Source organism: Dysgonomonas sp. BGC7 (assembly GCF_001261735.1).
Taxonomy (GTDB): Bacteria; Bacteroidota; Bacteroidia; order Bacteroidales; family Dysgonomonadaceae; genus Dysgonomonas.
This window is the reverse complement of the sequence record NZ_CVRP01000019.1, coordinates 125,110-139,607: the sequence shown is the minus strand read 5'-3', so window position 1 is coordinate 139,607 and position 14,498 is coordinate 125,110. Positions and strand designations below refer to the sequence as shown.

The 14,498-nt window shown below is 35.9% G+C and carries 7 protein-coding genes; 3 read left to right on the top strand and 4 right to left on the bottom strand.

Annotated features, from left to right (window positions below; genetic code table 11):
• Positions 1 to 8 precede the first annotated feature (8 nt).
• The 4 genes from BGC7_RS15430 to BGC7_RS15415 form a co-directional block, all read right to left on the bottom strand.
• Positions 9 to 581 carry a hypothetical protein gene (locus BGC7_RS15430; protein ID WP_157258752.1) on the bottom strand — a complete coding sequence of 191 codons (573 nt, stop codon included), beginning with the start codon at positions 579 to 581 and terminating at the stop codon, positions 9 to 11.
• Between the two features lie 8 nt (positions 582 to 589).
• Positions 590 to 1,369 carry a class I SAM-dependent methyltransferase gene (locus tag BGC7_RS15425; RefSeq protein ID WP_050702495.1) on the bottom strand — a complete coding sequence of 260 codons (780 nt, stop codon included), beginning with the start codon at positions 1,367 to 1,369 and terminating at the stop codon, positions 590 to 592.
• A 55-nt stretch (positions 1,370 to 1,424) separates the two neighbouring features.
• Positions 1,425 to 3,869 carry a TonB-dependent receptor gene (locus BGC7_RS15420; protein ID WP_050702494.1) on the bottom strand — a complete coding sequence of 815 codons (2,445 nt, stop codon included), beginning with the start codon at positions 3,867 to 3,869 and terminating at the stop codon, positions 1,425 to 1,427.
• A gap of 83 nt (positions 3,870 to 3,952) precedes the next feature.
• Positions 3,953 to 4,768, bottom strand: coding sequence for a helix-turn-helix domain-containing protein (locus BGC7_RS15415; RefSeq protein WP_026625637.1), 816 nt, complete (start codon positions 4,766 to 4,768; stop codon positions 3,953 to 3,955).
• Between the two features lie 291 nt (positions 4,769 to 5,059).
• On the opposite strand from BGC7_RS15415, the gene BGC7_RS15410 reads away from it, so the two are divergent.
• From BGC7_RS15410 to BGC7_RS15400, 3 genes are all read left to right on the top strand, one after another.
• Positions 5,060 to 5,647 carry a Mu transposase domain-containing protein gene (locus BGC7_RS15410; RefSeq protein ID WP_185112991.1) on the top strand — a complete coding sequence of 196 codons (588 nt, stop codon included), beginning with the start codon at positions 5,060 to 5,062 and terminating at the stop codon, positions 5,645 to 5,647.
• Positions 5,648 to 6,901: 1,254 nt separating this feature from the next.
• Entirely contained in the window at positions 6,902 to 10,954 is a 4,053-nt protein-coding gene (locus tag BGC7_RS15405) for a hybrid sensor histidine kinase/response regulator transcription factor (protein WP_050702493.1), read from the top strand.
• Between the two features lie 368 nt (positions 10,955 to 11,322).
• Positions 11,323 to 14,490 (top strand): SusC/RagA family TonB-linked outer membrane protein, encoded by a 3,168-nt coding sequence (locus tag BGC7_RS15400; protein ID WP_050702492.1) that lies wholly within the window; start codon positions 11,323 to 11,325, stop codon positions 14,488 to 14,490.
• The last annotated feature ends 8 nt before the right edge of the window (positions 14,491 to 14,498 follow it).

Here is a 14,498-nt window from a genome sequence, read left to right as displayed (position 1 = left end):
ATATTTTATTAATTATTTTGAATCCCCTTTATGCTTGCCTTTATGGGTATGGGCAACATCAGGTCTATTTGTAAAACCATTTTTTTTTCTCCTCTCAGATAATAACCGCTTAGCTCACCGTCATCGCTTTCGGGCAGAGGTGTTCCTATCTCTCCTGTTGGATTATTTGTCCGGATTATTCCGTCTGTGCCTTTCATTAATATTGTATCGCCTTTTTCTTGGAGCAGAACTTTAAATCTGACGGATAATTCAAGAGGCATGAATGCTGTATTGAAACGGTCGAAAGTCAATTCTGCAGCTCCGCTTTTCAGCTCTTGCAGATGAATTGTTTTATCCCCCTGTGTAAGATATAGTTGCGGAATTGTTCTTGTTTCTTCGTCGTAATATATAAGACCTATATTGCTTTTATATTCTCCTGCCATTTCGAGGGCGAGAGCCTGTGTCTTGTAATCCTCGTCCAGATAGTCACCCGTATCAGGGAGCAAATCGGGATTTGCCTGATCGGGTGACATATAATCATCTCTTTCGCATGCCGAAAACAGCAAAAACAAACTAAGTACGATCGATAAATACTTTAGCATGGAAAAGTCTACAATTTTTGAGCAACTATCGAAATGGCATTCAGGTGATTTTCGTGCTTGTCAAACACCTTTCTCATTTGCTTTACTCTCGAACGTAGATCGGAGTGTGTCAATACATTAAACATGATCTTCAGTGTGCGGAAAAATCCTTCGTCTTGCAATATACGTTTAGGTCTTACCAAGTGCATCGGATTGGATGCGACTGTAAGTACCTTGAAGCCTTCGGTTTCCAACATCTCCGACCACTCTTTAACAGTCAACGGACGAGCCTGAACCTGTATGGCCCGGCTAATGTCGCCGAAAGTCTCTTTTTTGATTTCATCACTGACATTATCGGGATATAATCCCAATTCGTGTATACCATAAAGTCCTCCGGGTTTAAGGATACGGGCAGCTTCTTTGATAATTTCTATCTTGTGCTTATCGTTCTGCATGCTGAGCATGGCTTCTCCATAAACCTTTGTTGCATAAGCATCGGGCAACGTTGTTTCGGAGGCACTTGCGATCACCACCTTTGCTTTGTCATATTTCAGGCGCTTTTTCACAATGTCGGCAGCTTCGGCATTAATGTCGACCCCGGTATAGCTGTTTGGTTTCTTGGCACAGGTCAATGCTGCCGTGATTCCCAGTCCGGGAGCAAATTCGACCACGTCATCATCTGATGATATTTTCAGATTATCTATCATGGTGTATGTCAATTCTATCCCTCCGGGACGTAAAATACGTTTACCTGCCTTTGCCAATACCCAATGTCCTTGTTCGGGGTTGCGATGTGCTTCTGTTTTCATATCTTATTTTCTTTTTAGTTATTATTATTAAATTATTGTTATTTAGATCATTAGTTCAATTAAGTTTATAACTGAACCCTACATAGAAAGCTCTGGTAGGGCCCGGCATAAAAAAAGCCATATTATGAGATGTGAAATCGGGAAAAGGGATTGCCGGCTGATGAATCTGATCGCTGATTACATAGCTTGAAGCATAATACTTGTTGAATATATTTTTCCCTTCCAAATAAAACGTACAATTCTTTATTTTCTCTATCCCGACTCTGAATCCGAAGATTGAATAAGAAGGTTGATTGAGTGTGTTGGTATGATCTACGGGAGTAGATTCGGGCAGACATTCGGCGTTGATGGCTACCGACAGAAGCCCGTGATACCTGTATTCCAACTCTCCTGCCAGAAACTGACGGGGAATGCCAGCAAGCCTGTTCCCCTTATATTCGCCCGAAGTAAAACGGAAACGACTGTAATTATACACTCCCTTCAGGCTGACTTTATCTTCGTCTTTGTCGGAAAATATGCCCGAAAAGGGAATATAACTTATCCCCAACTCGATACCGCTGTGTTGCGTGTCGGGATAATTACGGGTCTTTTTCACTCCTTGGACAAAGTCTTTCACTTCCAGTAGTTCATCCTTTACCCAAGAATGATAGAGGGTTAAATCCCATGCAAAACGTTTTTCTTTATGCCTTGTTCCAAGTTCTATTGTGCTTGCCGTTTGTTTGTCAAGTTCTACCACAAACAAATCTTTCGGACTGGTATTGATATTCTCGGTCACTGCTGTGCCAACCAATTCGTCGAATGTAGGCGGCTCATAGCTTTGACTCAAATTGAAATAGACCTGAATATCTTTATTCTTACCACAGTCGTAAATAACCCCTATTCTCGGATTGATGGCAAAGAAAGACTGGTCTTTAGAAATATTTTCAGAATAGAAGTAACGATACTTATGAGACGAATGGCTATACCAAGGGCGAAGATCGGGAAATGGGAACACATCCTTGCTGTCGCGTCTGTTGTAGGCTATTTGCAGGTTGGTAACAAGTCGCAGTCGGTCGGATAGTTTCCAATTATCCTCTGCATAAAAACTGATATTGGAAGCGTAGAGATGATCCCACGAGAACATATACGAATCCAATCCGTCCTTATTGATATGTCCACGGCGGTCGGTGTATCCATAGCTGCCTAATATGCCCGATGTAATATCATGGCTTCCTGTGCGGTAATTCCATTCTGCCTTTAAGCCGAAATCGTGATAGAAGGAATGTTGAGTAGATAATACGATAGGAAACACAAAACGATCGTCGGCATATTGATACGACGGAGAAAATGTAACCTTAGAATTATCAGAAATCTGAATAACTGTTCGGTTGGCAATTCTGAAGAGGGATAACTCCCGTTTGGGTTTATCCCGAAGTATATTTGGCCCCATTGTATAAGGCAGATTTACACCCGGATTTACCTGACTTGGGTCTTCAGCTATCGCTTTAAGCGTCAACGGACCGGGAATATCAAATTTGTTGTAAGAATAGCTCAAATATAAACGGCTTTCTACTTTTTCATTGAACTTATATCCGACATTTCCCAACAGATTAAATTTTTCATTCTTATTATGTTGGCGGAATCCGTGTTGTTTTCCGGCGGAAAGAGTTGAACTGAAATCCCATTTATTTTTACTTGCCCCATATCGTAATATACCTGCATAATAATCGTGTGACCCAAATTCTGTTTTTGCATATATGCCCGGAGAATTGATACCGGTATGAGATATAAAATCGATGGCTCCACCCAAAGTCGCTGCACCATAGCGAAGAGAATTGGCTCCTTTGAGCACTTCTACATATTGAGCCGTAGCGGGATCTAATGAACCTGCGGAATACGAACCATCGGCAAAATTGGTGGGGATTCCGTCTTGCGAAAGATAGACGCCACGTCGTTGAGGATTACTCTGTATACCACTGCCACGAATGCTCAGACGTGGCAGATCATTAGCTCCGAAGGATTCCTGAATCATCACTCCGGGATTAAATTGCAAGGCATCTTTTAATGTCTCCAATCGTTGAATCTCAGGCTGCATGACAGCGATAGAGGTACTTCCGGCTATTTGTTTGTGGGTGTTTTCTAATATTCGAAAAGAGGGGGACGTAGAACTTTCTTTGGCTGATATTACCACCTCGGCAAGTGAGAGAGTTTTTGGTTGGAGGCTTATTTGTAATCGTTCAGGCTTATTGGTATCGTAAATTATTACTCTTTTTTCGAAGGAAATATGTTCAAACTGTATTGAATGAGTTCCATTGGGTACGGAAAATTGAAAATATCCGCGATTATCTGTCAAAGTATTTATGTTGGGTATTTTTATTCCAACTTTTACTTCGGATACGGGCAGTCCAAGATTGTCTGTAACAACTCCTTCGATACGCTGCTTTTGTCCATAGATGACTAAGGGTATTGATAAGAATGCTATAAGCAGTAAATATTTACATATGGTACATAAAGATGTCATTCAACGTCCTGTTCGTTTACATTGCAAAGTTACCCTTGCTTGATGGAATAGGACTGACACAAAACGGACTTTGAATGGGACTTTTATTCCTCTAAGAATTCGTTGAAGTGGATTTTATACTCTTCGGGGGTATATCCGGTTTGTTTTTTGAAGAAACGACTGAAGTAGGTGGGTTCGCTAAAACCTAATTTGTTTGCGATTTCTTTGAATGAAAGATTGTTGGTGGCAACCTCCCTTTTGATCTCTAAGATTAATCGTTCCTGTATCAGGGATTTTATAGTTTTGCCTGTTGTCTTTTTTGAAAACTCGTTTGCCGCTTTCTCCGAGAGGGAAAGTTGTTGAGCGTAAAAGCCGCATTCTTTATGGACGGTATAATTTTCCTCAATCATATTGAGCAAATCCGAAACCCTATTTTTTTCATTTTTAGCACAGTGACATTTTTCGAAGATAGGGCTAAAATGGATAAAGAGAGCTTTGAAATAAGCTTCTAACAAAGCATAACGTCTCGACATATCATATTCGTCAATTATCATTTGAATAAGTGTCCGGCACATATTACACTTCTGTTGATTAATAATCGAATTTATAACATAAGTAGACCTGGCTTGTATTTCAACAGGAGTTACAGCATAATAAAAACTCTTGGATAAGGATATTACCCATCCTTTTTTATTGGTCCGGTCGATACGATGCAAATGTCCAGCGGCAACCAAATAGAAACAATTTGCGGAAATAGGAAATTCTCCGAAGTCGATTAGAATTGTATCTTCTCCTTGTACCTCTGTAAACCAGATAATTTCAAAATAATCATGTTGATGAATGCTCTGGCGATCATATTCTCGACATTCTTCAATTGGAGTTATCCCTATAAAATCATCATGTATAATCTTTTTATTCACGTATTTGAGAATTGAATTGAATAACGGTACTTGAAAAGAGTCAGATACTTTTGTAATACACGTTAACTTTTGTGAACAAAGGTCACAAAAAAGTAATTTCTCAACAATCCCTTTTTATAGGTATTTTGACAAAAAAACAAACTATATATAGGTACTAATCGATCTGTAGTTAGATACTCATAAGATACGGTTTTAAGAAAGTCATAACGTTTCCATATAGCTGTCTTTACCTTCATTCACAGTAATGGCCGCTATGCTTGGCTCTTTCGTCACCAAAACACATTGGCTTTTATGGAGTCGCATCATAACTCCGTCCGTGAAGTCACAGGTGTTCTCTCCATGACAGTTTACGAAAATATGCTAGCCATCAAGAAGTTTGTAGGAGCAGAGAAAAGGCCTACAGAGGCTCTAATTCGTCTGAGCAACTTCTACCAATGTCATTATCGCTTTTGTAATGCTCGTGCAGGTTGGAAAAAAGGGGAATATGTTCGCCGCAAAGCTTTTAGCGTCTTTCTGCGCTTCGACAGTTTAGAGGAAGTTCAAAACCAACTCCCTACTACTTGCAAGCATATCAATACCGAAGAAGGCAGCTTGTCTACCGTAGGTAAGCAGACTAAATTGGAAGCAGAGTTAGCTGCTCTTAGAGCATGTCATAATGAGATGGGATGCTTTGAGTTAGATACTTACAAGGTAGATAAATGGTCTACTATCTGTATGAAAGTCTCTCATTACTCAGTTCCTGACACCTTGGTCAGTAAGCTGGTAGATGTAAAAATCTACTCCGAAAAAGTCGTTATGCTCTATAATAATCAAAAAGTAGTCGTGCATGAGCGCATCTATCATCTAGCGTTTACACTCAAGTATAGAAAAGTGAAGTAAAACAGCGAATTATTAACCTATTAAAAAAAAAAAATCAGGATCGTGGATTTGCTGTGATTTACATTATAGGAATTTGAACTTCATTTGATAACTGACCTTCTTCGTAGATTTGCATCGTTCTGTATTGCTTAAGACACAACAAAAAGGACTATCGGCTATTAATCAGTGGATTATAAAATACTCATTCCTCAATAGATAACGATTTTGCCACTAACTTAGCAATATTTCAACTACATCTTTTTCTGTATTTCTGGCTTTTCTGTTATCAAGCCTTTATATAAATGGGTAGAGATTGAGATTCTACTATTTTCGTAGGTTTACTGCTTGTAGTATATCTACAAAAAGGTAACTATTGTTTTTCTGCGTTTTTCTTATCTTTACTTGGTTGATTTTTAGAATATAAGCCTGTTTTTGTAGATTTTGCTGTGATTTGCTATGTTTTGCTTAGTAACTTTACTATTCATTGTGCAAGGCATAGAAAAAACTATTATCATCTATTAATCAATAGATTACACGTCATCCGTTTTTCAATAGGTAACGATTTAGAAACCAGCTTGATTCTTAGACATGCTTAATTTCCTCACTATATTAAAGAGCAACTTATCTTATGTAAAGATATAAAAGTTTTGTTTCAGACAACTACTATTCGTCGATTTGTGAGCTTCATGTTTTCCTTAATTGTATTTTCCTGGTCGCTTTTTGCTCCAATATAGTATCAAATTCATTATGATACTTTAAGTTTTCTTTTTGAGAAATATAAAGATTATTTAGTGGAAGTAAAATCTTTTGGTTCTGAAATTTCTTAGTAAAAAGGATTATTAAAATTTTCTACAAAATCATTATATCAAATAATTTTGTAGCTTTGATTTATCGTGGCAAATCCTCAGTTGAGAGTTTGATGGATATTGGGCATAAAGATGCCATTCCCAATTGTATCATCATAGCTGTTTCTGTAAGGTGCTATATAACAATACCATTAGTGTTGTCGGGGAAAGTTTGTGTGTTTGAAATATTGACTGATGCTATATACCAAGAAAAGTATGCCTAAAAGTAGAAATCACAGAACAAAAAAAACACTCAAGAAAAAAATCCACGTCTGGAATTCCTAACTTTTTGTCTAAAAAAGGTTAAGAACTCCAGATGAGGATAAATATAAGTAACGGACAAAAATTGCCTTAATCAATCAATTTGTTCTCTCCCAAATTAGATAATATTGTACATTTGCAAAATGTTGTTACACATGTTAATCTGTTTATGAAGAAATTCCTTATCCTCTTATTTGTTCAATTTTGTTTTGTTGGAAATGCATTTCCAATATTCACCTTATTTAGTCTTGAAAATCTAAATAATCAATTGTCAAATAATTCTATTCTTTGCATGTATCAGGATAATTATGGCTTTATGTGGATAGGTACATACGATGGGCTTAATTTATATGATGGGAAAGACGTTACCTCTTTTCGATTCGAACTAGGTAATCCATACTCTTTATCAGGCAACTCAATACATCGGATTATACAAGCAGATGAAGAACATTTATGGGTTGCGACAAATATGGGATTAGATAAGTTTTCGATGAAAACACATAAAGTTGTAGAAACTTATCCTGCTTACGAAAAAATTGCGTTGATTTCTGTTAATCATAACAATGAAACATGGTTAATTAATAAAGATAATTCTATTTCATACTATAATAATCGTCAGAAAAAAATCTATGAGATCCCTATTAAGGAGTTTAATACGAATGATATAAAGTTAATGTTTGTTGACGAAAAAGACCAGCTATGCCTGATCTCAAAGGAAGGAGAGATATTATTTATTAATCTTCAGCAAAATGGCAACTCTCAGTCCAATCCATTCTCGCTAACTGTCAAGAAGAAGGCGTTTCATAATCAATTGATAGAAAATGCTTTTTTCGAGAATGGGAAGATTTATTTTATCGATAAAAATCATAATTTATTTGTTTATGACAAAAAAGAACAACAAAAAATAAATTTGTGCAACATCTCTAATATTATAAACAAATATGGCACTTCAATATCTTCATTGTGCTTTTTCAATAATAATATCTTCATTGGATTTCTACACGGGGGATTGCTTCGTGTAGATATGAATGATAGAGATAAATGGGAACCGATAAATACATCTGTCGGAATTTTCAGTTTAATGAGAGATCATTACCAAAATTCGATATGGATAGCCACAGATGGGCAGGGAGTTGAATTATATTATAGTGAGAAAAATACCTTTACTAATATTTTATTAAAACAATTGCCTTTTACGGCAAGAAGGCCTATCAGATCAATTTATACAGATGAATATAATACATTATGGATAGGAACTAAAGGTGATGGTATTATTAAAATAAAAAATTATGATAAAATAAGTAACAATCTAGCTGAAACCCGCAAGCAGATTATTTGGGAAAGAGAATATTTGAATTGTCCTGTATATTGTTTTAGAAGAAGTAAATATAACAAGAATGATCTATGGATAGGTGGAGATAAGTTTTCATACTATTCATATAAAGACGATCGGATATATAACATTGGCACAGCCAATAACGAGATTGATAATCTTTCGGAGATACATGCCATTTGTGAAACAAGTGACACAACTTTATGGGTATCTTCGCAAGGATTATGGCATATTGTTCTAGATAAAAAAACGACCCCTTATAAAATAAAAAGGAAAGAACAACAGTTTTTTCTAAGAGATGGAAATAATACTAACGATGTGTTTTATTCTATGCTTCAAAATTCAGATTCTACTCTCATATTAGGTAGTCGCAAAGGATATGGAGCGATTCAATATAATATAAGAAACAAACAATACCATTATATCAATATCAATAATGCAAACAATAAAGGTTTGGGAGATATTATTTCAATGTATGCAAAAGGAGATTCGATTTTGTATATGGGAGCTAGTACTGGTCTGACTCAGGTACAAATACACGAAGGAAAAGAGAATATCGTAAAACAATTCGGTCGAAAAAATGGTATTGTAAACGACATGATACATGGTGTATTAGAAGATTCTGATGGAATAATTTGGCTTAGTACAAGTAAAGGGCTGGTAAAATACAACCCTAAAAATGATTCATTTTTTAATGTGAAATCTCCCAGTCTTAAAGTTGTTGAATTTTCAGATAATGCATATTGGCATTGCCCTATAACTGGTAGGCTTTTTTGGGGAGGAGTAGATGGCTTAACATGGATAGACCCTTCAAAAAATACTGAGCATGTAGATTTCGAGCCGGACCTGTTATTTACTAATTTGAATCTTTACGGAAAAGATTATAATCTATATGAGTATAATAATAACAATTCGAAAAAATTAATCCTCCAAGCAGATCAGAGAACATTCCAGATTTCTTTTGCTACATTAGATTACATTAATGGAGATAGTTATGATTATTTTTATAAACTTGAAAATTATAATACAGAATGGATTCCTTTACAAAAGAATAATAAAATTATTTTTACACAGCTCCCATCTGGGGAATACACTCTTAAAGTAAAATATAAAAACGATGTGACCAACCCGGAACACAAAATTTACTCTTTGCAAATCACAGTTTTGCCTCCTTGGTATCTTTCTAGTATTGCATACATTATCTATACTGTTTTAGCTTTATTATTAATTGTTTCTATCATTTTTTATATGAGAAAGAAATTGAAGAGGAAACAAGAAATAATAGCAAAAAAGATAAAGAGACAAGAACAGGAGAAACTATATGAATCAAAGATGAGGTTTTTCACTAACATCACTCATGAACTTTTCACACCTTTGACTCTGATAAATGGAGCAGTAGAACGAATTGGAACCTATAGCAATAATAAACAAAATATCGACAAATATATATCTGTATTACAAAGTAATGTATCCAGCCTGAATGACCTACTACAAGAAATTATTGATTATAGGAGAATCGAAGAAGGGCATGAAGAATTATATGCTGATTTGGAAAGAATATCTGTAACAAGCTTTATATCAAACTTTATAAAATCGTTTTCTACAGCAAAAATAGATAATAACATAGACTTAGATATAGTTATACCAGAAAACTTATACTGGTATACGAATAAAAACAGTTTTAAAAAAATTATTTCAAATCTATTATCTAATGCTTTTAAATATACCCCGCAGGGAGGAGAAATAAAAGTGACAATATCAGAAGAAGCCAACCTTCTTAAAATCAATATCTATAATACAGGTGCAGGAATAGAAAAAGATCGGATCGGATTGATTTTTAACAGATTTCAGATATTAGAAGACGTTGATGTAAACATCAACAATCAAATGACAGCTCGTAATGGATTGGGGTTATCTATTTGTTACAGCATGACGAAATATTTAAAGGGAGAATTAACTGTGGAAAGTGAGCTCGGAAAGTTTACTAATTTTCTCGTAACCCTTCCCCGGTTAGTTGATGAAGATAAAAATATTACATATACTAATCCAATCGTTGATAAATCGGATGATAAATCTACGAAGAAAATAATATCCTTTAATTCTCCTCTACTGGAAACAGATAAGGCTAAAGCTCGCATTTTAATAGTTGATGACAACAAAGAAATTGTCGACTTGATTGAAGATATTATTTCATACCAGTTCGTTGTATTGAAAGCATACAATGCGAAAGAAGCCTTAAAGGCTCTTCAGTCAGAAACTCCGGCCCTTATCATTACAGATATTATGATGCCCGAAATTGATGGTTTATCCTTCATTCAAACGCTCCGAAAAGATAAATTTAACAAACATTTACCCATTATTGCTTTATCTGCTAAAATAGAAGATATAGATATTATTAAAGGATATGAAGCCGGTACTGATGCGTATATAACAAAACCTTTTTCCTCCCAAATTCTACTGTCTATTATTCATCGTCTACTTGATAATAGTGAGCAACTTAAAAAATATTACAATACAACTGATAGCGCTTTCAAATATTCATCAGGAAAACTGATGCATACCGAAGACAAAGAATTTATCGACTCTCTATCTAATATTATAAATAACAACATAACCAATACTCAATTAGGACCGGAATTTATTGCCGAAAAAATGAATATATCTTCAAGAAATTTGTATCGTCAATTAAAAAAGATTCTATCTGTTTCCACTAGTGATTATATAAAAGATTTCCGGTTATCTTACTCTGCACGACTTCTTCTTACAACTAATTTATCTATAAAAGAAATTATTTACAAGGTTGGTTTTACCAATACAACTTATTTTTACAACGAATTTTCAAAGAAGTATAATATGTCTCCAAAGCAATTTCGTGATGCAGATAAATAACAAGATATAGTCAAGCTAGAGACATAATTTACATAAAGAAGAACATATATTACCATTCATTATAATTAGTTTTTCTTTCTTTATTATCCAATAATATATAATGCTTAAAATTGTCCTCTCAGTTTAGCGACAGCTTTACTGGACGAGGACTCCTTGTGTCTCTTTCGATTTTTTTTTGTGAGGCATATTATTATAATTAATCAAATACAACTATGTTAAACCTAAATTTAATATTCTATGACATACAAGACTGAGAAATCTCCTTAAATGAAGTACTGTATCCTAACAGGGACAACGAAAAAACCAATAAACCAATAAATCTATTTATAAAATCATAATAAAATGAACTTAGAAAATGAACTAAAATTATGAGAAATAACAAATTACATCCTAATCAAAAAATGAAGAAAATGGAACTCGGTAGAGTTGTAAGATTATTCATAATGGGACTAATTATATCGTCCCCCTTTTCAAATGTAATTGCTCTTCCTAACAACAATAAACTACTTCAAAACGAGACTTTAACTCAAAATATCAAACCTGTAAAAGGAAAAATTCTGGATCAGCAAGGCCAACCTCTTATTGGAGTTACTGTCAGTGTTAAAGAAACAACAAGAGGGGTAATGTCTGATATTGATGGATATTATGTCATTGAGGCAGAAGCCGGAGAAACGATTGTCTTTAAATATATAGGATATAAAACAGTCGAAGTCACAGTTCCTTCTTCATTAACTATAGATGTTGTAATGAAAGAAGATTTAAAAGAACTCGATGAAGTCGTGGTAGTCGGGATGGGATCGCAGCGTAAAGCGAGCGTCATTGGAGCTATATCTACTGTCAAAGTCTCAGAACTGAAAACAGCATCAAGATCACTTACCAATTCGTTGGGTGGCCGTATGGCAGGAGTTGTAGCCGTACAACGTTCGGGAGAACCGGGATACGACAATTCTAACTTTTGGATTCGGGGTATTTCTACCTTCGGCGAAAATAAAACGCCACTAATATTAGTAGATGGTGTAGAACGACCTATGGACAATTTAGACCCTGAAGAAATAGAAAGTGTATCTATCCTGAAAGATGCTTCAGCAACAGCTGTTTATGGAGTACGGGCAGCTAATGGTGTAGTGTTGGTTACTACTCGCAAAGGCGGAGCTTCTGAAAAACCATCTATTGAATTGAAAATGGAATATGGAATAAGCCAGCTTACACGTGTACCAAAGCTCCTCGGAGGGGTAGACTACATGACGTTATACAACGAAGCTGCCGGCAAAGATGTTTACTCACGTGATCGTATTGAACAGACAGCTCTAGGAACAGATCCTTATCTTTACCCAAATGTAGATTGGCTAGACCAAATATTTAAAGATAAATCGGATAATGGTATTATATCATTAAACGTAAGAGGTGGAGGACAGGTAGCTCGTTACTTTGTATCAGGTGGAGTTTTCAACGAATCCGGAAATTTCCGTAACGATCCACAAAATGACTATAAATCGAACATCAAACTCAACAGATATAATTTTAGAACAAACGTGGACGTGTCACTCACTAAATCGACTATTCTGGAGATTGAATTAGGAGGATATCTTATTGACGCTCAATACCCGGGAATAAGTACCGGCGACTTATTTGATAAAGCCTATGTATCCAACCCTATCAATATACCGGTACGATACCCTTATGGTGTAAATGAGAATGGGAGCACCCACTATGTTTGGGCAGGTTCAGGTTCAGCGACCGTACAAAATCCGGCGGAGCGATTAATGGGTTCTGGATTTTCAAGCGAATACCGCAGTCAAATAATGGGACAGGCTCGTTTGAGCCAAGATATAGGAGCATTAGTAGATGCTTTGAAAGGATTAAAAAGTAATGTTGCCTTCTCTTTCGATGCTTACAATAGTACGACAACTAAACGACACAAAACAAGTTCATATTATCAAGCTAACGGACGAGACCCGATAACAGACGAATTAGAACTAGTAGAAACCAATAAAGGAAATGAATACTTAGGCTATGATAAAGCATTGAATAGTAACCGCGCCATGGAGCTAAAAGCACAACTTATTTATGATAGATCATTTGCTGAAATTCACAAACTAGGGCTTATGGCAATGTATTATCAGCGCGACTATAGAAGAGGTGATGCAGGAAATGCGATAGAATCACTTCCATACCGAAAACAAGGCTTGGCTTTCAGAACTACATACTCTTATGACGATAAGTATTTTGCGGAATTCAATCTTGGGTATAACGGATCTGAAAACTTTCCTAAAGGTCAACGTTTCGGAGTATTCCCTGCCGGTGCAGTTGGTTATCTCATATCTAACGAAAACTTTTGGGCAAAAGGTCCTTTAGCTGACATCATCAATGTCCTAAAAATTAAAGGATCAGTAGGATTGGTTGGAGCCGAAGCTCTTCCCGACAATCGCAGATATGGTTATCTTACTATTGTAGGCAATGGGCTAGGAGACTACTCTTTTGGCTGGGATAAAACGAATTATGGTGGTACGGGTGAAAATCAGTATGGTGTAACTAACCTTACATGGGAAAAAGGCTTAAAATCAAATATCGGAATCCAATCCGAATTCTTTAGAGGTAAGCTTGCCATCGAATTGGATTATTTTCACGAAACTCGTTCTAACATATTGGTTCGGCGAAACGTATTACCAGGTATAGCGGGATTAATAGACAGACCATTTGCTAACATAGGAAAGATGAGAAATCAGGGAATTGATGGAACCATCGAGTTGAATCATTCCTTCAACAAGGTTTCTGTTCGGTTATATGGTAATGGAACTTTCACTAAAAATAAAGTCTTGGAGAAAGACGAACCCAATCGGAAGTATCTATATCAAAATGAAACAGGTAAAAAATATGGACAACAATTTGGTTTAATAAGCCTTGGTTATTTTAAAGACCAAGCAGAAATAGACGCTAGCCCTCAACAAACATTTGGGGTTGTACGTCCGGGAGATATTAAATATCTGGATGTAAATGGTGACGGAAAAATAGACTCTTACGATGAAGTTGCCATCGGTCATTCTAATATTCCGGAATTAATTTACGGATTCGGATTTCAGGTAGAGTATGAAGGTTTTGATGTGGCATTATTTTTCAGAGGCCAGAGCCGTGTATCTTATATGCTGGGAGGTGAAGGTTTCGTTCCATTCAAAGAAGGAGGAGACAGAGGAAATCTATTTAAAGAAGCTTTAAACAGATGGACAATAGACAACCCACGAGAAGATGCTTTTTATCCTCGACTTAGTATTGGAAATTCCGAAAATAATTACAGAAACTCCACAAAATGGTTATGTGATGGGAGCTTTCTCCGTTTAGCCGATGTAGAAGTTGGATACAATTTTCCTAGAAAGCTGTTATCATCTATTCAGATGAAAGGTCTAAGGATTTACTTCCATGGTAGCAACATGGCCTTGTTTTCCAAATTCAAAATGTGGGATCCGGAGGTTGGTAAAGGAAGAGGAGATGCCTATCCGTTACAACGAAAGATGAATCTAGGTTTGAGAGTTAACTTTTAAAACTAAAA